Genomic DNA, 24,045 nt, shown 5'->3' with positions numbered 1-24,045 from the left:
CTTGCCATCATTCAACTTGAACGTGACCCGGCGCACATCGGATTCCCGCAACATCGAGGAAATCGTCGAAGGAACCGCCGTACCGCCCCGGCAGCACCGCGGCCGGCCGTGCCGCAGCGTCGCGGCGCTGTGGCACGGCCGGCCCGGTACGGCGTCCGCACGCGCGGGCGGCAGGCGGCGTCACCCCTCCGGGAAACGGGACCAGAAGTGGTCCACGATGTCGTCGAGGTAGCGCCGCCCCTGCTCGCCGGAGGTGTTGGCGCCGCCGCCCCTGCTGAGGGTGGCCGCCATGAGGGTCTGGTACTCGGCGTGCATGGCGCGCAGCGGGTCCTGCAGCTCGCGGCGCTCCATCGAGAGAAGGCGGGCGATGTCGCGGATGTGGGCCTGCCAGCGGGTGGAGACGGCCTCGGCGAGCAGCCGGGTGAGTTCCGCCTCCCCGCCGGTGATGGCGACGAAGTCCCTCGGGGGGAGCCTGAGAAGGGCGCCCAGTTTGGCCGACTGCCTCCGGTCACCGGCCCATCGGCCGGTTTCCTCCATGTGGAGGTAGTCGTGAAGTCTCAGGCTGGTGACGCGGGCGACGTCCTCGGCGGCGAATCCACTGGCGATCCGGTGTTCCCGCAGGGTGCGGGGAGCACCCATGAGGTCGCTCGGGGAGCACCACAGTGCGCCGGCCAGAGCGGTGAGTTCGGTGGCGGTGGGCAGGGCGACGCCGCGCTCCCACGCGGTGATGTGGTCGGGGGTGATGTGGGTCAGTCCGTAGGAGGCGCGCATGCCGTAGGCGACGTGGCCGGGGGCCATCCCGACCTTCCCGCGCAGGGTCCGGGCGGCGCGCGCGTTGAAGGGGAGCGGTGAGTTCACGCACCGAGAGTAGGGAGTGACCCACCGTGAGAACCATGCCCTCCTGTCGCCTGCCTCCCGTTATGACGGGAAGGTCGCCGCGAATTCTGTAGGAACCGACGGAAGGCCAACTAGGGAATCAACTCCTCTTTTCCTCAAAGGCCTTGAGGAAATAGCGCTGGTTCGTAGAATCCGCTGGCGGTCTGCCGCGGGTGCGTCCGGATTTCGTTTTTCTCGAAATTCCCGACGCCGCACGCGTCCGGCGGCTGCCGTCACGCTTCCCCGCACCTGCTCGCCCAGGAGACCCGACCCATGCAAACCCTCACGACCGACCCGGCCGACCCGGCGCCTGCCAGAGCCCACGGCCCGCTCGACCGGTTCTTCCGCATCAGCGAACGCGGCTCGACCTACGCCAGGGAGATACGCGGTGGCTTCGCCACGTTCTTCACGATGGCCTACATCCTGGTGCTGAACCCCATCATCCTGGGCAGCACCGAGGACAAGTTCGGCCAGACCCTGAGCGCCCCCCAGCTGGCGACCGCCACCGCCCTGGTGGCCGCCGTGATGACCGTGATCATGGGTGTGGCCGGCAACCTGCCGCTCGCCCTGGCCGCGGGTCTGGGTCTCAACGCCGTCGTCGCCTTCCAGATCGCTCCCCTGATGGCCTGGGAAGACGCGATGGGTCTGGTCGTGCTCGAGGGTCTGCTGATCTGTGTGCTGGTGCTGACCGGTCTGCGCGAGGCCGTCATGCACGCCATCCCGCAGCCGCTCAAGCAGGCGATCAGCGTCGGCATCGGCATGTTCATCGCCTTCATCGGCTTCGTGGACGCCGGGTTCGTCTCGCGCATCCCGGACGCCGCGAACACCACCGTGCCCGTCCAGCTCGGCACCGGCACCCTCACCGGCTGGCCCATGCTCGTGTTCTGCCTGGGTGTGCTGCTGACGTTCGTCCTCATGGCCCGCAAGGTGCGGGGCGCCATCCTCATCAGCATCCTGGCGATGACGGTGTTCGCCGTCGTCGTCAACGAGTTCGCCGACGTCAAGAGCTGGGGCCTCACCTCCCCCGAGCTGCCCGGCACCCCCGTCGCCGCGCCCGACTTCGGGCTCCTGGGGAAGTTCGACCTGTTCGGTGCGTTCGGTCAGATCGGCGTGCTCACCATCGTCCTGCTGATCTTCACGCTCATCCTGTCCGACTTCTTCGACACGATGGGCACCGTCGTCGGTGTCACCGCCGAGGCCGGGCTGCTCGACGAGCACGGGCAGGTCCCCGGTCTGGGCCGGGTCCTGTTCATCGACAGTGCGGCGGCCGTCGCGGGCGGTGTCTCCTCGTCCTCGTCCGCCACCACCTACATCGAGTCCGCCGCCGGTGTCGGCGAGGGTGCCCGGACCGGCTTCGCCAACCTCGTCACCGGCGGCCTGTTCGCTCTCGCCCTCTTCTTCACCCCCCTGCTCACCCTCGTGCCGATGCAGGCCGCGGCCCCCGCCCTGATCGCGGTGGGCTTCCTGATGATGACGCAGGTCAGGCACATCGACTGGGACCGCTTCGAGCTCGCCGTCCCCGCCTTCCTGACCGTCGTGGTCATGCCGTTCACCTACTCCATCAGCAACGGCATCGGCGCCGGCTTCATCTCCTACGTGGTCATCAAGGCCTTCCTGGGCAAGGGCCGCGAGGTGCACTGGCTGCTGTGGAGCACCGCGGGGCTCTTCCTCGTCTACTTCGCCATCGACCCGCTGAAGCAGCTGCTCGGCGTCTAACCGCACCGGCCGCCACCGGGGCCGCCGCCGGCACTCCGGGACCACCGAAAAAAGTGGTTGCTCCGGAGGGGATCGCTTCTTAGGCTGGCGGTACTTCGGAAAGGAGGTGGTTCGGCAGATGTATGCATACCGGACGGAAGAGGTGGCTGCGGGCCAGTAGCCCGTCGCCGTACTCGGTTCGGCGCCGGACCGGCGTGTGCGAGATACACGCAACCGGCCTAACCCAACGCAGTCGCCCGACCCGCGAGTCGCCGGTACGTCCGGCCGGCCCCTCCTTCGGAGGACCAGACTCGCGGGTCGTCTGCGTTTCTCGGGGGTTCAGGGCCCCGGGGCCCTGAACCCCGGGACCCCGGGGCTCTCGCGCTCAGCGGGCGAGGTCCGCGTAACCCTCGATCTCGTGCAGGCCGCGGCTGCCGGGGCCGATGTAGTGGGCGGAGGGGCGGACCAGGCGGCCGGTGCGCTTCTGCTCCAGGATGTGGGCCGACCAGCCCGCGGTACGGGCGCAGGTGAACATCGAGGTGAACATGTGGGCCGGAACCTCGGCGAAGTCGAGGACGATGGCGGCCCAGAACTCGACGTTGGTGGCCAGGACGCGGTCGGGACGGCGGGCGTGGAGTTCGGCCAGGGCGGCCTTCTCCAGGGCCTCGGCGACCTCGAAGCGCGGGGCCCCCAGGTCGCGCGCGGTGCGGCGCAGGACACGGGCGCGCGGGTCCTCGGCGCGGTAGACGCGGTGACCGAAGCCCATGAGGCGTTCGCCCCTGTCAAGGGCCTGCTTCACGTACGCCTCGGCGTCGCCCGTGCGCTCGATCTCCTCGATCATGCCGAGCACCCGTGAGGGGGCTCCGCCGTGCAGCGGTCCCGACATGGCGCCGACGGCGCCCGAGAGGGCCGCGGCCACGTCCGCGCCGGTGGAGGCGATGACGCGGGCCGTGAAGGTGGAGGCGTTCATGCCGTGCTCGGCGGCCGAGGTCCAGTACGCGTCGACGGCGGCGACGTGCTGGGGGTCGGGTTCGCCGCGCCAGCGGATCATGAAGCGTTCGACGATGGAGCGCGCCTTGTCGATCTCCCCCTGCGGGACCATGGGACGTCCCCGGCCGCGCGCGGACTGGGCGACGTAGGAGAGGGCCATGACGGCGGCGCGGGCGAGGTCCTCACGGGCCTGCTCGGCGTCGATGTCGAGGAGCGGTTTCAGGCCCCAGACGGGGCCCAGCAGGGCGAGTGCGGACTGGACGTCGACGCGGACGTCACCGGAGTGGACGGGGATCGGGAACGGCTCGGCGGGCGGCAGGCCGGGGTTGAAGGCGCCGTCGACGAGCAGGCCCCAGACGTTCCCGAAGGAGACGTGCCCGACCAGATCCTCGATGTCGACGCCCCGGTACCGGAGAGCCCCGCCCTCCTTGTCCGGTTCGGCGATCTCCGTCTCGAACGCGACGACTCCTTCGAGCCCGGGTACGAAGTCGGACATCAGGCGGCTCCTCATGGTGTGGGCGACGGATGATGTTGTCGTGGGGGGTGTCGTTGCAGGGGGTGCGGGGGGTGTTGTCGTGGGGGGCGGCCTCGTGCGGGCCGGTCGACGGGAGCGGGGCGGGTGCCCGTCGGATCCGCGGTCCCCTGCGAGGACTCGCGGTCCGGAACACCACCGGTCACTCCTGTGATGCCCGGTGGGCGGCCACCCAACCTGCTCCGTGTCAGCACGATATCCCTGAGTGCCATTTTTCGGGAGGGTTCACGACACTCAGTGCCATACGGGACCATGGGCACCGGGTCCCCACGGGATCCCTCCATGCGGCAGGATGACGGCGTGACCGACCGAGACTCCGTCCCCCTCGCTCTCGCCTCGATGCGCAAGCAGTACCGGGCCGAGGGGCTTTCCGAGACCGATCTGGCCGCCACCCCCGTCGAGCAGTTCGCGCGCTGGTTCAAGCAGGCCGCGACGGACGGCGGGCTGTTCGAACCGAACGCCATGGTCGTCTCCACGGCGGACGCGCAGGGCCGGCCCAGCTCCCGCACGGTACTGCTGAAGCACTTCGACGAGCAGGGGTTCGTGTTCTACACGAACTACGACTCCCGCAAGGGGCGCGAGCTGGCCGGGAACCCGTACGTCTCGCTGCTGTTCCCGTGGCATCCGATGGCCCGGCAGGTCATCGTCACCGGGGTCGCGGTGCGCACCGGCCGGGACGAGACGGCCGCCTACTTCCGCACCCGGCCGCACGGCTCGCAGCTGGGCGCCTGGGCGAGCGGCCAGTCCTCGGTGCTCGCGGACCGTACGAAGCTGGACACGGCGTACGCGGAGCTCGCGGCCCGCTATCCGGAGGGCGAGCAGGTGCCGGTGCCGCCGCACTGGGGCGGTTTCCGGGTGGCCCCGCAGGCGGTGGAGTTCTGGCAGGGCCGGGAGAACCGCCTGCACGACCGCCTGCGGTACGTGGCACGGGCCGACGGGGGCTGGAGGGTGGAGCGGCTGAGCCCGTGAGGGCTTGCCCGCCTCAGCCCGGGGCCTCGTCCAGTGCCCCCTCGAGGAGTGCCGCCCACTGCCCCACCACCCGTTCGCGGCGGGCCGTGTCGTCGGTGAGGAGGTTGGCCAGACCCAGGCCGCGGGCCATGTCGAGGAGGCCCTGGACGCTCTCGCGGACGCCGGGGCGGGACTCGTCGGCGCCCAGGAGGTCGACGGCGATGCGGTGGGACTCCCGGCCGACCCGCGCCTCCAGTTCGGTCACGCGGGGCCGCAGCTGTTCCTCGTCGGAGGCGGCGACCCACAGGTGCAGGGCGGCGCGGAACAGGGGCCCGGTGTAGAGGTCGACCAGGGCGGTGACCACCGCGCGGCGGTCACCGGCGGCCGCGCCCTCGGGGAAGAGCGCGCGCAGCGCGGTGGAGCGTTCCTCGGCGACGTACTCGACGGCGGCCGTGAACAGGTCCTCGCGGGTCGGGAAGTGGTGCTGGGCCGCCCCCCGGGAGACACCGGCGCGCTCGGCGACGACGAGGACCGTGGAGCCCGCCCAGCCGCGTTCGGCGAGGCAGGCCACGGCGGCCTCCAGGAGGCGCTGCCGGGTGGCCCGGCTGCGGTCCTGCTTGGGGACGCGTTCACCGCGGTCGGCCGCCGCGCTCACACCACCCATTCCGGATCCCGTCGTTCGAGGAAGGCCGTCATCCCCTCGCGCGCGGGGGCGGAGGCGAAGAGGCGGGCCGAGAGCGCCGTCAGGTGGGCGGCGTCCCGGTCGAAGGTTTCCAGCACCCTAGTCGTGAGCAGCCGTTTCGTCTCGGCCAGGGCCTCGGGGGCGGATCTGCGCAGGCCGTCGAGGAGGGGCGCGAGCGTCTCGTCCACGTCGTCACCGGCGGCGGTGAGCAGCCCGATGCGGACGGCTTCGTCGGTGCCGAGGCGTTCGCCGGTGAGGTAGTAGCGGGCCAGCGCGCGCGGGTCGGTGCGGGGCAGCAGCGGCAGGGAGATGACGGCGGGGGCGACCCCGATGCGGACCTCGGTGAAGGCGAAGGTCGCCGCGTGGGAGGCGACGGCGATGTCGCAGGCGGCGAGCAGGCCGAGACCGCCCGCGCGGACGTGTCCGGTGACCCGCGCGACGACCGGTTTCGGCAGCTCGACGATCTGCCGCAGCAGGCCCACCAGGGCCTCGGGGGGAGGGGGGTCGCGCAGGTCGGCGCCCGCGCTGAAGGTGGTGCCGGTGTGGGTGAGGACCACCGCGCGCACGCCGGTGTCCCGGCCGGCGCCGGTCAGTGCCTCGGCCAGTTCCCCGACGAGGGCGGCGGACAGGGCGTTGCGGCGCTCCGGGGCGTCGAGACTGAGCGTTTCGACACCCCGCGCGCGGGCGTGGCCGATCAGGGTCACGAGGGCTCCTCGTGCGCCGCGCGGAGTTCACGGCGCAGGATCTTTCCGGAGGCGGCGCGGGGGACGGCGTCGAGGAAGGTGACGTGCCGGACCCGCTTGTACGGGGCGACGCGCTCGGCCACGTACATCATGACCTCGCCCTCGGCGAGCCCCGGGGCGGACGGCTGACGGACGACGTGGGCGTGCGGGACCTCGTTGCCGTCCTCGTCGTAGACGCCGATGACGGCCGCGTCGGCGATGCCGGGGTGGGTCAGGAGCAGCGCCTCCAGTTCGGCGGGGGCGACCTGGAAGCCCTTGTACTTGATCAGCTCCTTCACCCGGTCCACGACGAAGAGCCAGCCCTCACCGTCGACGTGGCCGACGTCGCCGGTGTGCAGCCAGCCGTCCGCGTCGATCATCGCGGCGGTGGCGTCGGGGCGGCCGAGGTAGCCCTTCATGATCTGGGGCCCGCGGATGAGGATCTCGCCGGACTCGCCGGGCCCGAGGTCCTTGCCGGGGTCGTCGAGGGAGACGATCCGCATCTCGGTGCCGGCGATCAGCTTGCCGACGGTGCCGGGCGGCGCGTCCCGCATGGCGTCCAGGGGGACGACGTGGGTGCCGGGCGAGAGTTCCGTCATGCCGTACGCCTGGCCGACGGGCGGCAGCCCGAGCCGCTGCGAGCAGGCGGCGGCGAGGCGCGCGTCCAGGGGGGCGGCGGCGCTGATGACGTGCTGCAGCGAGCTCAGGTCGTACCGGTCGACCAGGGGGTGCTTGGCGAGGGCCAGCACGATGGGCGGGGCCACGTACAGGCCGGTGATGCGGTGGTTCTGGACGGCCGCGAGGAACGTCTCCAGGTCGAAGCGCGGCAGCACGACGACGGTGGCGCCCTGCCGCAGGGGGGCGTTCATCAGGGCGGTCAGCCCGTAGATGTGGAAGAACGGCAGCACGGCGAGGACGCGGTCGCCGGGGCCCGCCGTGATCAGCGGCTGGAGCTGGGCGAGGTTGGTGGCGATCTGCCGGTGGGTGAGCATCACGCCCTTGGGGGTGCCGGTGGTGCCGGAGGAGTACGGCAGGGCGGCGACGTCCTCGGCGGGGTCGATCCCGACGACCGGCTCGGGGGCCGTGGAGGCCAGCATGTCGATCAGGGAGCGGTGTCCCGGCGCGCTGTCGCAGACGAAGATCTCCCGTACTCCGCCCGCGAGTTCGGCGGCCCGCCGCGCGGTCTCCAGCAGCGGCGAGACGGTGACGATCCAGCGGGCCGCGGAGTCCTTCAGCTGCTTGCCGAACTCCTCGGCGGTGGCCAGCGGGTGCACAGTGGTGACGGAGGCGCCCGCGCGGGTGGCCGCGTAGAAGGCGGTGGGGAAGGCGATGGTGTTGGGGCTGTGCAGGGCGAGGACGTCGCCCTTGCGCACCCCCGCCTCGGCGAGACCGGCGGCGACGCGCCGGTGGAACCGGTCCAGCTGCTCGTGGGTGAGGGTGGTGCCGTCGGTGCCGTCGATCAGCGCCGGGGTGTTCCCGAACTCGGCGGCGCGCGCGAACACCGCGTCGTGAATGGGGAGTTCGACCGGCTGAACGTCTGCGTACTCGCTGCGGAACATGGTTCCTCCAGGACGGCCTAGTACGACTTGGGAAGGCCCAGGGTCTGGTGGGAGACGTAGTTGAGAATCATCTCCCGGCTCACCGGGGCGATACGGGACACGCGCGCGGCCGTTATCAGCGAGGCCAGCCCGTACTCGCGGGTGAGACCGTTCCCGCCGAGGGTGTGCACGGCCTGGTCGACGGCCTTCACACAGGCCTCGGCGGCCGCGTACTTGGCCATGTTGGCGGCCTCGCCCGCGCCCGTGTCGTCACCGGCGTCGTAGAGGTGGGCCGCCTTCTGCATCATCAGACGGGCCAGTTCGAGGTCGATGTGCGCCTGCGCGAGGGGGTGCGCGATGGCCTGGTGGGCGCCGATGGGGGCGTTCCAGACGGTACGCTCCCGCGCGTACTCGACGGCGCGGGAGAGCGCGTGGCGGCCCATGCCGATCGCGAAGGCGGCGGTCATGATGCGTTCGGGGTTGAGCCCGGCGAAGAGCTGGAGCAGCCCGGCGTCCTCATCACCGACGAGCGCGTCGGCGGGCAGTCGTACGTCGTCGAGGACCAGCTCGAACTGCTTCTCGACGGAGTGGAGTTCCATGTCGATGGGGCGCCGCCGGAAGCCCTCGGCGTCGCGGGGGACGATGAACAGACAGGGCTTGAGCTTTCCCGTGCGCGCGTCTTCGGTGCGGCCGACGATCAGGGTGGCGTCGGCGATGTCGACGCCGGAGACGAACACCTTGCGGCCGGTGAGGAGCCAGTCGGTGCCGTCGCGGCGTGCGGTCGTGGTGATGCGGTGACTGTTGGAGCCGGCGTCGGGTTCGGTGATGCCGAAGGCCATCAGGCGGCTTCCGTCGGCCAGGGCGGGCAGCCACTCCCGTTTCTGGGCCTCGGTGCCGAAGCGGGAGATGACGGTGCCGCAGATGGCCGGGGAGACGATCATCATCAGCAGGGGGTTGCCGGCGGCGCCCATCTCCTCCAGGACGAGGGATAGTTCGGTGATACCGCCGCCACCACCGCCGTATGCCTCCGGCAGGTTGACGCCGATGTAGCCGAGCTTGGCGGCCTCCTGCCAGAACGGGCGGCTGTCGGCGCCGGGGGTGCGGGGGTGGTTCTTCGCGAACGAGGCGACCGCTTCGCGCAGCGCCTTGTGTTCTTCTGTCTCGATGACGGGCATGAGCGCTCCTAAGGGGGAGGGGCTTCAGATCGTCGGGAGAGTGCGGGTCGTCTGTGGTTACTCGCGCCCACGCGGCGGTAGCCGCATGTCAGGAACAGCCCCGCGCCCCTGAAGGGTGTCTTCCTCCACGACAGCCAAAAGGGCTCCGGGCTCGACCTGTTGGCCCGGTGTGGCGTGGAGGACGCTCACCGTGCCCGTGACCGGGGCGGTGATCTGGTGTTGCATCTTCATCGCCTCCAGCCAGAGGAGGGGCTGGCCGGCCTTCACCGGCGCCCCCTCGGTCAGGCCCTCCGCGATGCGGACGACCGTGCCCGGCATGGGGGCGAGGAGGGAGCCGGGGGCGTGCCGGGCGGTGGGGTCGGGGAAGCGGGGCAGGACGGTGAGGGCGGTGGCGCCCACGTACACGCGGTCGTCGTGGCGGCTGACCTCGTAGCGGCGCCGTACGCCGTCCACGTCCAGGATCACCAGCCCCGCGTCGGCGTGCACCACCCGCACCCCGTCGGCCGCCAGGCCCTGGCGCGTGTGCCGGTAGCGGACCTCGTGTTCCTCGCCCGCCCTCGCGTACCGCTTGACCTGCGGCTGCGAGGGCAGGTTGCGCCAGCCGCCGAAGCGGGAGCGGCCGTGGGCGTCGGCGAGGGCGGCGGCGAGCGGGGCGTACGGGTCGGGGGCGGGGGTGGTCAGCCCGGTCAGGTGCCGGTCGTAGAAGCCGGTGTCCATGCGGGCTCCGGCGAACTCCTCGTGCCGCAGGGAGCGGACGAGCAGGTCCCGGTTGGTGACGGGGCCGTGGAGCACCGTGCGGTCCAGGGCGGAGGCCAGCTTGCGGATCGCCTCCGCGCGGGTGGGGGCGTGGGCGACGACCTTGGCGAGCATCGGGTCGTAGTGGACGCCGATGTCGTCGCCGTCGCCGTAACCGGTGTCCAGGCGGACGCCGTCGGGGACGGCGAGGCGGTGCAGACGGCCGGTCTGCGGGGCCCAGTCGTGGGCGGGGTCCTCGGCGTAGAGACGGGCCTCGACGGCGTGACCGTGCGCACGGGGCGGGTCCTTCTCGAGCGGGTGCCCCTCGGCGACGCGGATCTGCTCGGCGACGAGATCGACGCCGAACACGGCCTCCGTCACCGGGTGTTCGACCTGGAGGCGGGTGTTCATCTCCAGGAAGTGCGCCCTGCCCCCGGCGACGAGGAACTCGACGGTCCCGGCGCCGACATAACGGACGGCGCGGGCGGCGCGTACGGCGAGGGTGTGCAGTTCGCCGGTGAGCCGCGCGGACAGCCCGGGGGCCGGGGCCTCCTCGATCACCTTCTGGTGGCGGCGCTGGAGGGAGCAGTCCCGGGTGCCCAGCGCCCACACCGTGCCGTGGGTGTCGGCGAGGATCTGCACCTCGACGTGCCGTCCACCCTGCACGTAGGGCTCGACGAACACCTCGCCGTCGCCGAAGGCGCTCGCCGCCTCCGCGCGGGCGGCGGCCAGTTCGCCCTCCAGGTCGGCGAGTCGCCGTACGACGCGCATCCCGCGTCCGCCGCCGCCCGCCGCCGCCTTCACCAGCACCGGCAGGTCCGCCTCGGTGACGTCCCGCAGGGGCTCGATCCCCATCAGTTCCTTGGCCCGCGTCTTGGAGGCCATCGCCTCGACGGCCTCCGGGGGCGGCCCGATCCACACCAGTCCGGCGTCCTGGACGGCCCGCGCGAAGCCGGCGTTCTCGGAGAGGAACCCGTAGCCGGGGTGCACGGCGTCCGCGCCGGCCGCGAGGGCCGCCTTCACGATCAGGTCGCCGCGGAGGTAGGTGTCGGCGGGCGCCGCCCCCGGCAGGCGTACCGCCGTGTCGGCCACCCGCGCGTGGCGGGCGTGCTCGTCGGCGTCCGAGTGCACGGCGACCGTGCGGATCCCGAGCTCACGGCAGGTGCGGACGACACGGCAGGCGATCTCGCCCCGGTTCGCCACCAGTACGGAATGGATCGAGCTGATCGAGGTGAACACGGTCCCTCACATCCGGAAGACGCCGAAGCCACCGCGCACGCCCTCGTAGGGCGCGGTGTGGACGGCCGACAGGCACAGGCCGAGGACGGTGCGGGTGTCGCGCGGGTCGATGACGCCGTCGTCGTACAGCCGCCCGGACAGGAACATGGGCAGCGACTCGGACTCGATCTGCTGCTCCACCATGGCGCGCAGCGCCGCGTCCGCCTCGTCGTCGTAGGGCCGGCCCTTCGCCGCCGCCGACTGCCGGGCGACGATGGACAGCACGCCGGCGAGCTGCTGCGGGCCCATGACGGCGGACTTGGCGCTGGGCCAGGCGAACAGGAAGCGCGGGTCGTACGCCCTGCCGCACATGCCGTAGTGCCCGGCGCCGTAGGAGGCGCCCATGAGGACGGACAGGTGCGGGACGCGGGAGTTGCCGACCGCGTTGATCATCATGGCGCCGTGCTTGATGATGCCGCCCTGCTCGTACTCCTTGCCGACCATGTAGCCGGTGGTGTTGTGCAGGAAGAGCAGGGGGATGTCGCGCTGGTTGGCGAGCTGGATGAACTGGGCGGCCTTCTGCGACTCCTCGCTGAACAGCACCCCTCGGGCGTTGGCGAGGATGCCGACGGGATAGCCGTGCAGGGTGGCCCAGCCGGTGGTGAGGCTGGTGCCGTAGAGCGGTTTGAACTCGTCGAAGTCGGAGCCGTCCACGATCCGCGCGACGACCTCACGCGGGTCGAAGGGGATCCTCAGGTCGCCGGGGACGATGCCGAGCAGCTCGTCCTGGTCGTACTCGGGCGGCGCGGCCGGTCCCGGATCGGGGTACGCCTTGCGGTGGTTGAGGCGGGCCACGACCCGGCGGGCCTGCCGCAGGGCGTCGGGTTCGTCGACGGCGAAGTGGTCGGCGAGGCCCGACACGCGCGCGTGCATCTCGGCGCCGCCCAGCGACTCGTCGTCGCTCTCCTCGCCGGTGGCCATCTTCACCAGCGGCGGCCCGCCGAGGAACACCTTCGCCCGTTCCCTGACCATGATCACGTGGTCGGACATGCCGGGGACGTACGCGCCCCCGGCGGTGGAGTTGCCGAAGACGACGGCGACGGTCGGGATGCCGGCCGCCGAGAGCCGGGTGAGGTCCCGGAAGACGGCACCGCCCGGGATGAAGATCTCCTTCTGGGAGGGCAGGTCGGCGCCGCCGGACTCGACGAGGCTGATCACGGGCAGCCGGTTGGCGAGCGCGATGTCGTTGGCGCGCAGGGCCTTCTTCAGCGACCAGGGGTTGCTGGCACCGCCCCGTACGGTCGGGTCGTTGGCGGTGATCAGGCACTCCACGCCCTCGACGACCCCGATGCCGGTGACGAGCGAGGCGCCGGTGGTGTACTCGCTGCCCCAGGCCGCCAGCGGGGACAGCTCCAGGAAGGGCGTGTCCGGGTCGAGGAGCAGCTCGATGCGCTCACGGGCGAGCAGCTTGCCGCGTTCGCGGTGCCGCTCGACGTACTTCTCGCCGCCGCCCGCGAGGGCCTTGGCGTGCTCGGTGTCGAGTTCGGCGAGCTTGGCGAGCATGGCCTCGCGGTGGGCCCGGTACTCCGGGTCGGCCGTGTCCAGGGCGGATTCGAGGACCGTCACAGCAGGGCCTCCGGGATGTCGAGGTGCCGGGAGCGCAGCCATTCGCCGAGCGCCTTGGCCTGCGGATCGAAACGGGCCTGCGCGGCGACGCCCTCGCCGAGGATGCCCTCGACGAGGAAGTTCAGGGCGCGCAGGCGGGGCAGTACGTGCCGGGTGACGGGCAGAGCATGGGCCTCGGGGATCAGCTCCCGGAACCGCTCGACGGTCAGCTCGTGCGCGAGCCACCGCCAGGCGTCGTCACCGCGGGCCTCCGGGACCCACACGCCGACGTTGGCGTTCCCGCCCTTGTCGCCGCTGCGGGCCCCGGCGATCAGACCGAGGGGGGCGCGGCGGGTCGGCCCGGGTGCCGGGGGTTCCGGCAGCTCCGGCTCCGGCACGTCCGCGAGTACGGCGGTGGCGTGGGGCGGGTCCACGGTGATCCGGCGCCCGTCGTGGAGGACGGCCACATGGTGGACCCCGCCATGGGGGACGTACACATCCTCGAACACCCCATAGGGAGCGCCCTTCCCCGGTGGTGCCACCACATGGAATCCGGGGTAACTGGCCAGCGCCAGCTCGATGGCGGCCCCGCTCAGCGCACGCCCGACCGCCTCCTGGCCGGGGTCCCGCACGACGAGCCGCAGCAGGGCGCTCGCGGTCTCCTCCGTGTCCGCGTCGGGCCGGTCGGTGCGCACCAGCTCCCACCGCACCTCGGCGGGCGGCGTCCTGGCGAGCGCGCCGGTCATCTGCTCCCGTACGAGAGCCGCCTTCGCCTCGATGTCGAGCCCGGTGAGGACGAACACGACCTCGTTGCGGAAGCCGCCGAGCCGGCTCCGCCCGACCTTGAGCGTGGGCGGCGGCGCCTCCCCTTCGACGCCTTCGACGCGTACCCGGTCGGGGCCGTCCTGGGTGAGCCGTACGGTGTCCAGCCGGGTGGTGACGTCGGGTCCGGCGTACCGGGCGCCGCCCGTCTCGTAGAGCAGCTGCGCGGTGACGGTGCCGACGTCGACGAAGCCGCCGGTGCCGGGGTGCTTGGTGATGACGCAGGAACCGTCCTCGTGCAGTTCGGCGAGGGGGAAGCCGGGCCTCAGTAAGTCGCCGGGCGGCCGCTCGCCGAAGAAGGCGTAGTTGCCGCCGGTGGCCTGGGTCCCGCACTCCAGCACGTGTCCGGCGACGACGGCGCCCGCGAGCCGGTCGTACTCCGTCGGCGCCCAGCCGAAGTGGGCGGCGGCCGGCCCGGTGACCAGGGCCGCGTCGGTGACCCGCCCGGTGACCACGATGTCGGCGCCCTCGCGCAGACAGGCCGCGATGCCGAAGCCGCCGAGGTAGGCATGTGCGGCCAGCGCGCCCGGGTGGGAGGCGGTGAGGTCGTCGCCCTCCACATGGGCGACGCGTACCGGGATGCCGAGCCGCCCGGCCAGTTCCCGTACGGCGTCGGCGAGGCCGGCCGGGTTGAGCCCGCCGGCGTTGGTGACGATCCTGACGCCGCGCTCGTGGGCGAGGCCGAGGGTCTCCTCCAGTTGCCGCAGGAAGGTGCGGGCGTACCCGGCGGTGGGGTCCTTGAGCCGGTCGCGGGCCAGGATGAGCATGGTCAGTTCGGCGAGGTAGTCGCCGGTGAGGACGTCGAGCGCACCGCCGGTGAGCATCTCGCGCAGGGCGTCGAAGCGGTCGCCGTAGAAGCCGGAGGCGTTGCCGATGCGCAGGGCCGTCGCCGTCACCGCGCGGTGTCCCTTTTCGGTTCCCGGCCACCTCCGGGCGGCCCGGCGAAGGCCTGGGCGATGTCCAGCCAGCGGTCGGCGTCGGAGCCGTCGGCGGTGAGGGCGAGATCGGCGCGGTGGGCGCGCTGGGTCACCAGGAGGCAGAAGTCGAGCGCGGGGCCGGTGACGCGGTCCGTGGCGTCCTCGGGACCGTACGTCCACAGTCCGCCCGAGGGGGCGGTGAGTTCGACGCGGAACTGCTCGAACGGCGTGGGCAGTCCGTGCACCCCGAAGGCGAAGTCACGGGTGCGGATACCGAGCCGCACCACATGCCGGAGCCGGTCGGTGGGTGGCCGCACCACACCCAGCGCGTCGGCCACGTCCGAGCCGTGGGCCCAGGTCTCCATGAGCCGGGCGGTGGCCATGGAGGCCGTCGACATGGGCGGGCCGTACCAGGGGAACCGCGCCCCCTCGGGCGCTGCCCGCAGGGCGTTCTCGAGGGCCTCGCGTCCGGCGCGCCAGTCCGCGAGCAGCCGTGCGGGCGGCAGGCCCGCCCCCTCCTCCGCGGCGTTGTCCACGAAGTCCCCGGGCTCGGTCAGCGCCTTCTCGACCTCACGGGCGAAGGCGCCCTGATCGGTCACGGCGAGCAGCGAGGAACGGTCGGTCCAGGCGAGGTGCGCGATCTGGTGGGCGACGGTCCAGCCGGCGGCGGGCGTCTGTCGCGCCCACTCCTGCGGGCTCAGCCCGGCCACCAGCCGGTCGAGGTCGTCGCTCTCCGCACACAGGTCGTCGATCACGGGCGTCGGGTCGGCCATGGAGCGAGCATGACAGGCCCTCAGAAAACAATCAAGCGTGCTTGCTGGATTTCATTCCGCCACCACAGCGGCAGCGGGCAAGGCCGAGCACCGACGCCCACTTGCCCGCAAATATTAGTTCGTGCTAATTTTCAGACGTGGCCGAACCTTATGAGCTGCGCTTCTTCGACGATGTGCTGAACTGGATCAAAACACTCGCCAAGGAGGACCCGGACAGCCACCTCCACGTGATAGCCGCTCTGGAACGGCTCCAGGAAGTGGGCCCGGCGCTGCGGCGGCCGACGGTCGGCGCGATCGAGAAGAGCCGCTACCGGAACATGCGGGAGTTACGCCCACGCAACGGCGGGGCAGTGAGCATTCGGATGCTTTTCGTCTTCGACCCCGAGCGGCGGGCCATCTTCCTGGTGGCGGGCAACAAGGCCGCCGGGCGTCAGTGGGCGGCCTGGTACCCCCGGGCAGTCAAAGAGGCCGACGACAAGTTCACGGCATACCTTGAGGCGCTGGAACAGGAGAAGAAGAAAGGGCAGGGCGAATGAACCTCGGCTCCATGGACGACCTGACGGCCGACATCACCCCCGAGAAGCGCGAGCGCATCGATGCCATCAAGGCGGAGATGGTCGATGCGGAGCGCGGACACGAACTGGCCACGCTCCGCAAAGCTCAGGGCTTCACCCAGATCCAGGTCGCCAAGGCGATGGGCGTCACGCAGGGCCGGGTCAGCCAGATCGAGCGAGGCACCGCTCGCCTGGACACCTCGACGATGGCGGCCTACCTGCACGCGATCGGTGGCGAGCTGACCATAACGGCCACCGTGGGAAATCTTTCGGTACGGCTGTAGGGCGCAACGATCGCAGCCCGGCGTCGGCCCTCTCTCGTCCCACCTGCGGTCACGGCGCGCGCCGCACGGATGCGGCGGCCTCACGGTACAGGGAACTCGCCGTGGCCAGGTGCCCGCGCGCCTCGTCGGCAGTGGCGGCGATCCGGGCGAGGTGCTCGGCACGGCGGTACGCCTTGGCCATGACCGGGTGACGCTCGATTTCGATCAGCACGGCCCAGTGGCTGAGGTAGGCGTGGACCGGCTTGAGCGAATCGTGTTCCACCGCTTCGGTGAGCGCCCGGTCCTTCACCCGGTCGTATGCCGGCAGAAGGTCGGGGGCGACAACCGTGCAGGCGGCACGCAGGGCGCCCGGTGTGCGCTCCGGGCGAGGGATCAGCGGTCCACCGCCGACGGTCTCAATGGGTTGCACGAGAGCGACTCTAGTCCCGTCGCCCCTCGCCACGTCGCCGCAAGCGTCAGGAGACCGTCCCCGGCGCCTTCGGGCGCCCCCGCCCCACCTGGGTCCGTACCGCTCCCATGCTCGCCGCGATGACCAGGGCGATGGCGGCGGCCTCGGTGAGGGTGAGGGCCTGGCTGAGGATGAGGAAGCCCGCGGCGGCGGCGATGGCCGGTTCCAGACTCATCAGGATGGCGAACGTGGAGGCGGGCAGACGGCGCAGGGCGAGGAGTTCCAGGGTGTACGGCAGGACGGAGGAGAGCACCGCGATCGCCGCGCCCAGCCCGAGGACCGTCGGGTCGAGGAGCTTGGTACCGGACTCGGCGATGCCCAGCGGCAGGAACACCAGCGCCGCCACGCCCATGGCGAGGGCGAGCCCGTCGGCCTGTGGGAAGCGGCGGCCCGTACGCGCGCTGAAGATGATGTAGGCCGCCCACATGACACCGGCCCCCAGGGCGTAGGCGGCGCCCACGGGATCGAGGCTGCCGAAGCCTCCGCCGCCGAGCAGGGCGACACCGGCGAGGGCGAGTCCGGCCCAGACGAAGTTGATCGCGCGCCGGGAGGCCAGCACGGACAGGGCGAGCGGGCCGAGCACCTCCAGGGTGACCGCCGTACCGAGCGGGATGCGGGCGACGGACTGGTAGAAGAGGCCGTTCATCCCGGCCATCGCGAGCCCGAAGACGATCACCGTGGTCCAGTCGGCGCGCGAGTGCCCGCGCAGCCGGGGCCGGCACACCAGGAGCAGCACGACCGCGGCCACCAGCAGCCGCAGCGTCACGACGCCGAGCGCGCCGGCCCGCGGCATCAGCGTCACCGCGAGCGCCCCGCCGAACTGCACGGAGATCCCCCCGGCGAGCACCAGTCCGACGGGCCCCAGCGCGCCCCGCCCGCGCGGAGCACCCGCCCCGCCGGGCGCATGCCCGGGAGCCGCCGCGGGGAGGGCGGCCGGAGCCGGGACGGACGGGGTGGCGGAGCTGGGGATGGTCACGGCGCCTTCCATGGGTTCGGTACGGGAGGAACGGGGGGAAGAGGCGCTCCCCCTCGGGGATTGTGCACGACGCTGAACTATCCGGTCCAGAGTAATGGACTCAGTCAGCACCGTGCAGCTTTCACGTACCTGACGATGAGGCCCGCGTCCCGCCCGGGTCAATCCGGTCCGTCATACGGACGACCGGACGTGCAGTGACACGACGACACGACGCCATGACGCCGTAGGTCAACGGAAGGTCACCCACCGGTCTCGGCGGCCCTCGGCCGTGCCCGCTTCGAGACGCACCTGTGACGCCCCGTACCGCACGTTCCGCCACGCCCCGGCGTCACAGTCGCATGAGTCGGATTCAACGGACCGAGGGGGAACGGACGATGAAGTGGCACACGACGACGAAGCACCACGGAACAACGAAGCGGCACGGGGCACGGAGGCTGAGCGGCGCGCTGCTGGCGCTCGCGGCGGCGAGCGGCCTGCTGCTCACCGGATGCAGCGCGGGCGGCGGCAACGAGAACGCGACGGCCGACAACGGGTACGACCGCAAGGGGAACGGCTCGGCCCAGCTCCCCGCCCCCGACGGCCCCCGGGGCCCGGGTGAGCGACGCGAGGGTGAGCAGGACTCCCGCGACATCGCCCCCGCGCCGGACTACCTGTCCACCTTCGCCCTCGACGTCGACACCGCCTCCTACGGCTATGCCCGCCGCACCCTCGCCGAGGGCCGGCTGCCCGACCCGTCGACGGTCCGGCCCGAGGAGTTCGTCAACAGCTTCCGCCAGGACTACGAACGTCCCGACGGCGACGGCTTCACGGTCACCCTCGACGGCGCCCGCACCGACGAGGACGACTGGTCCCTGGTCCGCGTCGGCCTCGCCACCCGTCCCGCCGAGCCAAGCGGCGAGCGCCCGCCCGCGGCCCTCACCTTCGTCGTCGACATCTCCGGCTCCATGGCCGAACCGGGCCGCCTCGACCTCGCCCGGCAGTCCCTCGGCACCATGACGGACCGGCTGCGCGACGAGGACTCCGTGGCGATCGTCACCTTCAGCGACGAGGCCGAGACCGTGCTGCCGATGACCCGCCTCGACGGCAACCGGGGCGAGATCCACGACGCCGTCGACAGCCTGGAACCGGCTCGGTCCACCAACCTCGGCGCGGGCGTCGAGACCGGCTACGAGACCGCCGTCGACGGCCTGCGCGAGGGCGCCACCAACCGGGTCGTCCTCGTCTCCGACGCACTCGCCAACACCGGCGAGACCGACGCCGACGCGATCCTCGAACGCATCTCGACGTCCCGTCGCGAGCACGGCATCACCCTCTTCGGCGTGGGCGTCGGCAGCGACTACGGCGACGCCCTGATGGAACGCCTCGCCGACAAGGGCGACGGCCACACGGTGTACGTGTCCGACGAGGAGGAGGCCCGCGAGGTCTTCTGCGAACAGCTGCCCCGCAACATCGAGCTGACCGCCCGCGACGCCAAGGCCCAGGTCGCCTTCGACCCGCGGACGGTCGCCGAGTTCCGCCTCGTCGGCTACGACAACCGCCGCGTCGCCGACGAGGACTTCCGCGACGACGACGTCGACGGCGGCGAGGTCGGCCCCGGCCACACCGTCACCGCCCTGTACGCGGTCCGTACGAGGCCCGGCGCCGACGGCCACCTCGCCACGGCCACGGTCCGCTGGCTCGACCCCGACACCCGCGCCCCGCACGAGGAGACCGGCGACCTGGAGGCCGACGCCCTCGACGACTCCGTCTGGACCGCCGACCGCGGCCTCACGCTCACCGCGACCGCCGCCTACTTCGCCGACGCCCTGCGCTCCACCGACCACCGCCACAGCGCCCTGCCCGGCGCCCCCGGCCTCGGCGAACTCGCCGACCACGCCGCCGACCTGCCCTCCCGAACCGAGGACAAAGCCGTCCGCGACCTGACCCAGGCCATCCGCGACGCGAACCGCCTGGCCTGAAGCCGCCCTTCAACACTCCGGAACCCCGGTCCTCCCCGGCAGCGCACGCGAGAAGACGCCGACCATGCGGGCCGGTGGCCCGGAACGCGCGATCCCCGTACTCCGGCGGCCCGACGGGGGTACCTGCTGAAAAGCGTGAGCAGTCAGCGGAAAAGTGTCCCTTGAGCGCTCAGACGAGCAGCACATGGACACCAACACCCGAAGTGCTCACGCTTTTCGGCAGGCGTGTCACGACCTCCGGCGCCGCCTCAGGGCTCGCCCGCCATGCACGATGGCACCCCACCCGGTGGACCGGTCCAGTGATCGGAGGTGCCCGCGGCGCCGTGCGGTCTCAGCGGCGGGACATGTAGAGGTCGAGGGCCTTGTGCAGGAACTTGTTGAGGGGGAAGTCCCACTCACCGAGGTATTCCACGGCCTGGCCTCCGGAGCCGACCTTGAACCGGAGCAGGCCGAGCAGGTGATTGCTCTCCTCCAAGGTGTCGGTGATGCCACGGAAGTCGTAGACGCTCGCGCCGAGTTCGTGGGCGTCGCACATCATCCGCCACTGAATCGCGTTGTTCGGTTGAACCTCGCGCTTGCGGTGGGTGGAGGCTCCGTAGGAGTACCAGACGTGCTCACCGACGGTCAGCATCGTCGCCGCCGCGAGCACCTCGCCTTCGTGGTGGGCGAGATAGAGGCGCATCCGGTCCGGGTCCTCGGCCGTCAGCGCGGTCCACATGCGCTGGAAGTAGGCCTGCGGGCGCGGGATGAACCGGTCGCGTTCCGCGGTCTCGACGTAGAGGTCGTAGAAGGCGGGAAGGTCCTCGTAGCCGCCGCGGACGACCTTGACGCCCGCCTTCTCCGACTTCTTGATGTTGCGGCGCCACTGCTGGTTGAGGCCGCGCTGGATGTCCTCCAGCGACCTTCCGGAGAACGGGACTTGGAACACATAGCGTGGCTGGCCGGCGGCGAAGCCGTCCTCGCTGCCCGGCTCGGTCTGCTGCCAGCCCATCTGTCGCAGCCGGTCAGCGACGTCGAAGGCCCTCGGCTCGTGCGCGGTGGCCTCCGCGTCCCGCAGACGTCTGGCCCGCGGGTCGGCGATCGCCGCCTTGACCGCCTCGGCACTCCAGCGGCGAGCGACGACGGGCGGGCCCATCTTCACCGAGAACGCGCCCTGGGCCTTCAGATGGGCGAGCATGGGATCGAGCCATCGGTGGAGATCCGGCGCGTCCCATTCGATGACCGGTCCTTCGGGCAGATAGGCGAGGAACCGCCTGAGCTTCGGCAACGGCCGGAACAGCACCAGCCCCACACCGACGAGACGATCCTCGTCGTCGAACCACCCCAGGCTCTCGGCCCGCCAGTCCGGCTTCACATCCCCCCAGGCGGGCACCTGCATGTGACTCACCGAAGGCCGGGCCGTGACGAAGGCCAGGTGCTCCTCGCGGGTGATCGCCTTCAGACGGAAACTCATGTCCAGTGCCCCTTTGTTCGAGTCATCAGCCCACTGAAAGCGCTGCCGTTCCTCAGCCCGCCTGCTCCGGCTGCTGGGGCAGACGCTCACCGCATCGTCTCCCGGAGACCGGGAAGTGGAGAGCCGGGGGCGGAGAGCCGGGGGCGGAGGTTGCGGTGGCTCAGGTGAGCGCGTTGGGGACACAAGGGCGGGAGCCGTTCACGGGATTTCCTCCAGGGCCTCCGCCAGGGCCTCCGCCAGGTGGCGGCCCCGGGTGTTCGCCAGTTGGGCCAGTTGGGTGCGGCAGGAGTAGCCGTCGGCCAGGATCAGGGCGTTCTCGGGTGCCTGGCGTACCGCGGGGAGGAGTTGGTCCTCCGCGCAGGCGGCCGAGACCTCGTAGTGGCCCTGCTCGAAGCCGAAGTTGCCGGCGAGGCCGCAGCAGCCGCCGCTCAGGTCGCCGGTGAGGCCCGCGGCGGCGCGCAGCCGGCGGTCGGCCGTGTCGCCGAGGACCGCGTGCTGGTGGCAGTGGGTCTGGCCGGCGACGGGGCGGTCCAGGGCCGGTGGGGTCCAGTCCGGCGCGTACTGCTCCAGGGTCTCCGCGAACGTGCGGACACGGGACGCCAGTTGTGCCGCGCGGGGGTCGTCGTGCAGGAGTTCCGGGGCGTCCGTGCGCAGGGTCGCCGCGCAGCTCGGCTCCAGGACGACCACCGGGGCGTCGGTGGCGAGCACCGGTTCCATCAGGTCCAGGGTGCGGCGCAGCACCGCGCGGGCGCGGTCGAGCTGACCGGTCGAGATGTACGTCAGGCCGCAGCAGACCCGGCCGCGGCGGGCCGTCAGCAGCCGCAGCGCCGAGCGGGAGCGCGCGTCCCCCACCGGGCTCCGGGCTCCGGCCAGGCGCAGTGTCGGGGGCAGCGCGACCCGCAGGCCCGCCGCCTCCAGGACCCGTACGGCCGCGCGGCCCACGGAGGGCGAGAGGTGCTCGGTGAAGGTGTCCGGCCAGAGGACCACCAGGGCACCGCTGTCAGCGGGCACGGCGGTCCGCCGTCCCCGCCACCAGCGGGTGAACGGCTCCCCGGCCAGGCGCGGGATCTCCCGCTCCCCCGCGATCCCGCCCAGCCGTTTCGCCGCCCGCGCGAGCGGGCCCACCGAGGCGCCCGCGTTGACCAGCGCCGCCGACCTGGTACGCGCCACCCAGCCCAGCCACAGCGGCAGCCGGCCCATCGTGTGGTGGGCGGCGGGCCGGCGGCGGCCGGCGTAGTGGTGGTGGAGGAACTCCGCCTTGTAGGTGGCCATGTCGACCCCGACCGGGCAGTCCGAACGGCAGCCCTTGCAGGACAGGCACAGGTCCAGCGCGTCCCGTACCTCCGTGGACCGCCAGCCGTCGGTCACCAGCTCGCCGGCGAGCATCTCGTGCAGCAGGCGCGCCCGCCCGCGCGTGGAGTGCTCCTCCCGGCCCGTGGCCCGGAACGAGGGGCACATCACCGCCGGTCCCGACACCGACTCCGTACGGCACTTGGCGACGCCCACGCAGCGGCGGACCGCCGCGGAGAAGTCGCCGCCGTCGGCGGGGTAGCCGAAGGCGACGTCCACCGGTTCGCGCGGCAGGACGGCGAAGCGGAGGTTCGCGTCCAGGGGCTCGGGGCGCACCAGCATCCCCGGGTTGAGCAGGTCGTCCGGGTCCCAGAGGCCCTTGACGCGCTCGAAGAGGGCCACCGTCTCCGGGCCGTACATGCGCGGCAGCAGCTCCGCGCGCGCCTGTCCGTCGCCGTGCTCGCCGGACAGCGATCCGCCGTGGGCCACGACCAGGTCGGCGAGTTCCCCGGAGAAGGTCCGGAAGCGGGCGACGCCCGGTTCCGTCAGCAGGTCGAAGTCGATACGGACGTGGATGCAGCCGTCCCCGAAGTGCCCGTACGGCGACCCGCGCAGCCCGTGGGCGGCCAGCAGCCCCCGGAAGTCCCGCAGGTACGCGCCGAGCCGGGCGGGCGGCACCGCACAGTCCTCCCAGCCGGGCCAGGCCTCGCTCCCGTCCGGCATCCGGGTCGCGGTGCCGCTCGCGTCCTCCCGGATGCGCCACAGGGCGCGCTGCCGGGCCGGGTCGGTCACCACCAGGGAGTCCACGACGTCCGCCGCGCGGACGATCGCGTCCGCACGCGCGCGTGCCTCGTCCTCCGTGTCCCCGCCGGTCTCGACGAACAGCCAGGCTCCCCCGCGCGGAAGGTCCACCGAGGACGGCACCAGATCGGCCGCCATGCCCTCCACGGTGAGCGGGTGGTGCGGCAGCAGTCCGGCCGCGGCCTCGGCGGCGCCGCTCTCGTCGGCGTACGCCAGCACGGCGAGCGCACGCGCGCGGGGGGCGCGCACCAGCTCCACGACCGCCTCCGTCAGCACGCCCAGCGTGCCCTCGGAGCCGCAGAAGGAGCGGGCGACGTCGGCGCCCCTCTCGGGCAGCAGGGCGTCCAGGGCGTATCCGGAGATGCGGCGGGGCAGTTCGGGGAAACCGGTGCGCAGGCGGGCGAGTTCGCCGTCCACCAGCTCCCGCAGTCCCGCCGGGGCCCCGGCCCATCCCGGTCCGGGTCGCAGCCGCTCCCCGCGCGGGGTGATCACCGACAGTTCCCGCACGTTGTCCGCCGTCGTCCCCCAGGCGACCGAGTGGGAGCCGCAGGAGTTGTTGCCGATCATGCCGCCGAGGGTGCAGCGGCTGTGCGTGGAGGGGTCCGGGCCGAAGCGCAGGCCGTGCGGGGCGGCGGCCTCCTGGAGCCGGTCGAGGACGAGGCCGGGCTGGACGACGGCCGTGCGGGCCTCCGGGTCGAGGGACAGCAGCCGGTTCATGTACCGGGTGAGGTCGAGCACCACGCCGGTGCCGGTCGCCTGGCCCGCGATCGACGTGCCGCCGCCGCGCGGCACCACGGGGACGCCGTGCTCCCGGCAGACGGCGAGCACCGCCGCCACGTCGTCGGCGTCCCGCGGCGACACCACGCCCAGCGGCACCCGGCGGTAGTTGGAGGCGTCCATGGTGGTCAGCGCCCGCGCGGTGACGCCGAAGTCCACATCGCCGCGCACGCCCGCGCGCAGTCCGGCCCGCAGTTCCCGGAGATCCGTCATGCTCCCAGGATGCCCCCGGAACGGACGGCACACCGGCGGTGGCGCACACCCCGCGCGGCGCAC

At 72.3% G+C, this 24,045-nt stretch carries 19 protein-coding genes; 5 read left to right on the top strand and 14 right to left on the bottom strand.

Annotation, left to right across the window (positions count from 1 at the left end):
- Positions 1-180: 180 nt before the first annotated feature.
- Positions 181-858, bottom strand: a complete 678-nt coding sequence (locus ACTWJ9_RS18640; RefSeq protein WP_279335366.1) for a helix-turn-helix transcriptional regulator — start codon at positions 856-858, stop codon at positions 181-183.
- Positions 859-1,149: 291 nt separating this feature from the next.
- Between ACTWJ9_RS18640 and ACTWJ9_RS18635 the strand changes: the two genes are divergently transcribed.
- Positions 1,150-2,592 (top strand): NCS2 family permease, encoded by a 1,443-nt coding sequence (locus ACTWJ9_RS18635; RefSeq protein ID WP_279335364.1) that lies wholly within the window; start codon positions 1,150-1,152, stop codon positions 2,590-2,592.
- A 364-nt stretch (positions 2,593-2,956) separates the two neighbouring features.
- Here ACTWJ9_RS18635 and ACTWJ9_RS18630 read toward each other — a convergent pair whose 3' ends face one another.
- Positions 2,957-4,057 carry a citrate synthase 2 gene (locus tag ACTWJ9_RS18630; RefSeq protein ID WP_279335363.1) on the bottom strand — a complete coding sequence of 367 codons (1,101 nt, stop codon included), beginning with the start codon at positions 4,055-4,057 and terminating at the stop codon, positions 2,957-2,959.
- 318 nt (positions 4,058-4,375) lie between these two features.
- Here ACTWJ9_RS18630 and pdxH point away from each other — a divergent pair, with 318 nt between their 5' ends.
- On the top strand, positions 4,376-5,062 hold the full coding sequence (gene pdxH, locus ACTWJ9_RS18625) for a pyridoxamine 5'-phosphate oxidase (RefSeq protein WP_387035486.1): 687 nt from the start codon (positions 4,376-4,378) through the stop codon (positions 5,060-5,062).
- Positions 5,063-5,075: 13 nt separating this feature from the next.
- Here pdxH and ACTWJ9_RS18620 read toward each other — a convergent pair whose 3' ends face one another.
- From ACTWJ9_RS18620 to ACTWJ9_RS18585, 8 genes are read right to left on the bottom strand one after another with little or no spacing between them, the layout of a single operon-like run.
- Entirely contained in the window at positions 5,076-5,705 is a 630-nt protein-coding gene (locus ACTWJ9_RS18620; RefSeq protein ID WP_279335361.1) for a TetR/AcrR family transcriptional regulator, read from the bottom strand.
- Positions 5,693-6,427, bottom strand: coding sequence for an enoyl-CoA hydratase family protein (locus ACTWJ9_RS18615; protein WP_279335360.1), 735 nt, complete (start codon positions 6,425-6,427; stop codon positions 5,693-5,695). Before ACTWJ9_RS18615 ends, ACTWJ9_RS18620 begins: the two co-directional genes overlap by 13 nt.
- Complete coding sequence (locus ACTWJ9_RS18610) at positions 6,424-8,004, bottom strand: 4-coumarate--CoA ligase family protein (RefSeq protein WP_443294458.1); 1,581 nt, start codon at positions 8,002-8,004, stop codon at positions 6,424-6,426. The genes ACTWJ9_RS18615 and ACTWJ9_RS18610 overlap by 4 nt, the downstream gene beginning before the upstream one ends.
- 17 nt (positions 8,005-8,021) lie before the next feature.
- On the bottom strand, positions 8,022-9,158 hold the full coding sequence (locus ACTWJ9_RS18605) for an acyl-CoA dehydrogenase family protein (protein WP_388703421.1): 1,137 nt from the start codon (positions 9,156-9,158) through the stop codon (positions 8,022-8,024).
- Between the two features lie 57 nt (positions 9,159-9,215).
- On the bottom strand, positions 9,216-11,132 hold the full coding sequence (locus tag ACTWJ9_RS18600; protein WP_443294457.1) for an ATP-binding protein: 1,917 nt from the start codon (positions 11,130-11,132) through the stop codon (positions 9,216-9,218).
- A 6-nt stretch (positions 11,133-11,138) separates the two neighbouring features.
- Entirely contained in the window at positions 11,139-12,737 is a 1,599-nt protein-coding gene (locus ACTWJ9_RS18595; RefSeq protein ID WP_443294456.1) for an acyl-CoA carboxylase subunit beta, read from the bottom strand.
- On the bottom strand, positions 12,734-14,434 hold the full coding sequence (locus tag ACTWJ9_RS18590) for an acyclic terpene utilization AtuA family protein (protein ID WP_387035494.1): 1,701 nt from the start codon (positions 14,432-14,434) through the stop codon (positions 12,734-12,736). Before ACTWJ9_RS18590 ends, ACTWJ9_RS18595 begins: the two co-directional genes overlap by 4 nt.
- Positions 14,431-15,228: a TIGR03084 family metal-binding protein gene (locus ACTWJ9_RS18585; protein ID WP_279335354.1), complete on the bottom strand. Its 798-nt coding sequence runs from the start codon at positions 15,226-15,228 to the stop codon at positions 14,431-14,433. The genes ACTWJ9_RS18590 and ACTWJ9_RS18585 overlap by 4 nt, the downstream gene beginning before the upstream one ends.
- A gap of 137 nt (positions 15,229-15,365) precedes the next feature.
- Here ACTWJ9_RS18585 and ACTWJ9_RS18580 point away from each other — a divergent pair, with 137 nt between their 5' ends.
- Together ACTWJ9_RS18580 and ACTWJ9_RS18575 are read left to right on the top strand one after the other, a co-directional pair.
- Positions 15,366-15,764: a type II toxin-antitoxin system RelE/ParE family toxin gene (locus ACTWJ9_RS18580; protein WP_279335353.1), complete on the top strand. Its 399-nt coding sequence runs from the start codon at positions 15,366-15,368 to the stop codon at positions 15,762-15,764.
- A gap of 11 nt (positions 15,765-15,775) precedes the next feature.
- Positions 15,776-16,066, top strand: coding sequence for a helix-turn-helix domain-containing protein (locus ACTWJ9_RS18575; RefSeq protein ID WP_279335352.1), 291 nt, complete (start codon positions 15,776-15,778; stop codon positions 16,064-16,066).
- Between the two features lie 49 nt (positions 16,067-16,115).
- Here the strand turns inward: ACTWJ9_RS18575 and ACTWJ9_RS18570 are convergent, their stop codons facing one another.
- Both ACTWJ9_RS18570 and ACTWJ9_RS18565 read right to left on the bottom strand, forming a co-directional pair.
- Entirely contained in the window at positions 16,116-16,475 is a 360-nt protein-coding gene (locus tag ACTWJ9_RS18570; RefSeq protein WP_279335351.1) for a DUF6247 family protein, read from the bottom strand.
- Between the two features lie 46 nt (positions 16,476-16,521).
- The gene (locus ACTWJ9_RS18565) at positions 16,522-17,490 is read right to left on the bottom strand and encodes an EamA family transporter (protein WP_279335350.1); all 969 of its coding nucleotides are present in this window, start codon (positions 17,488-17,490) and stop codon (positions 16,522-16,524) included.
- A 374-nt stretch (positions 17,491-17,864) separates the two neighbouring features.
- Between ACTWJ9_RS18565 and ACTWJ9_RS18560 the strand changes: the two genes are divergently transcribed.
- Entirely contained in the window at positions 17,865-19,448 is a 1,584-nt protein-coding gene (locus ACTWJ9_RS18560) for a YfbK domain-containing protein (RefSeq protein WP_443294455.1), read from the top strand.
- Between the two features lie 331 nt (positions 19,449-19,779).
- On the opposite strand, the gene ACTWJ9_RS18555 is transcribed toward ACTWJ9_RS18560, so the two are convergent.
- Positions 19,780-20,901 (bottom strand): lipid II:glycine glycyltransferase FemX, encoded by a 1,122-nt coding sequence (locus tag ACTWJ9_RS18555; RefSeq protein WP_443294454.1) that lies wholly within the window; start codon positions 20,899-20,901, stop codon positions 19,780-19,782.
- Between the two features lie 198 nt (positions 20,902-21,099).
- Positions 21,100-23,982, bottom strand: a complete 2,883-nt coding sequence (locus ACTWJ9_RS18550; protein ID WP_387035506.1) for an FAD-binding and (Fe-S)-binding domain-containing protein — start codon at positions 23,980-23,982, stop codon at positions 21,100-21,102.
- Between the last annotated feature and the right edge of the window lie 63 nt (positions 23,983-24,045).

It is taken from the genome of Streptomyces sp. GDS52 (genome assembly GCF_052246875.1).
Lineage (GTDB): Bacteria > Actinomycetota > Actinomycetes > Streptomycetales > Streptomycetaceae > Streptomyces > Streptomyces cathayae.
The sequence above is the reverse complement of the archived record's forward strand: the minus strand, read 5'-3'. Positions and strand labels throughout refer to the sequence as shown.

Coding starts and splice junctions, on each gene's coding strand:
- ACTWJ9_RS18635 (WP_279335364.1), top strand. CDS start 1,150: ATGCAAACCCTCACGACCGACCCGGCCGACCCGGCGCCTGCCAGAGCC.
- ACTWJ9_RS18630 (WP_279335363.1), bottom strand. CDS start 4,057: ATGTCCGACTTCGTACCCGGGCTCGAAGGAGTCGTCGCGTTCGAGACG.
- pdxH (WP_387035486.1), top strand. CDS start 4,376: ATGCGGCAGGATGACGGCGTGACCGACCGAGACTCCGTCCCCCTCGCT.
- ACTWJ9_RS18620 (WP_279335361.1), bottom strand. CDS start 5,705: ATGGGTGGTGTGAGCGCGGCGGCCGACCGCGGTGAACGCGTCCCCAAG.
- ACTWJ9_RS18610 (WP_443294458.1), bottom strand. CDS start 8,004: ATGTTCCGCAGCGAGTACGCAGACGTTCAGCCGGTCGAACTCCCCATT.
- ACTWJ9_RS18605 (WP_388703421.1), bottom strand. CDS start 9,158: ATGCCCGTCATCGAGACAGAAGAACACAAGGCGCTGCGCGAAGCGGTC.
- ACTWJ9_RS18585 (WP_279335354.1), bottom strand. CDS start 15,228: ATGGCCGACCCGACGCCCGTGATCGACGACCTGTGTGCGGAGAGCGAC.
- ACTWJ9_RS18575 (WP_279335352.1), top strand. CDS start 15,776: ATGGACGACCTGACGGCCGACATCACCCCCGAGAAGCGCGAGCGCATC.
- ACTWJ9_RS18560 (WP_443294455.1), top strand. CDS start 17,865: ATGAAGTGGCACACGACGACGAAGCACCACGGAACAACGAAGCGGCAC.
- ACTWJ9_RS18555 (WP_443294454.1), bottom strand. CDS start 20,901: ATGAGTTTCCGTCTGAAGGCGATCACCCGCGAGGAGCACCTGGCCTTC.
- ACTWJ9_RS18550 (WP_387035506.1), bottom strand. CDS start 23,982: ATGACGGATCTCCGGGAACTGCGGGCCGGACTGCGCGCGGGCGTGCGC.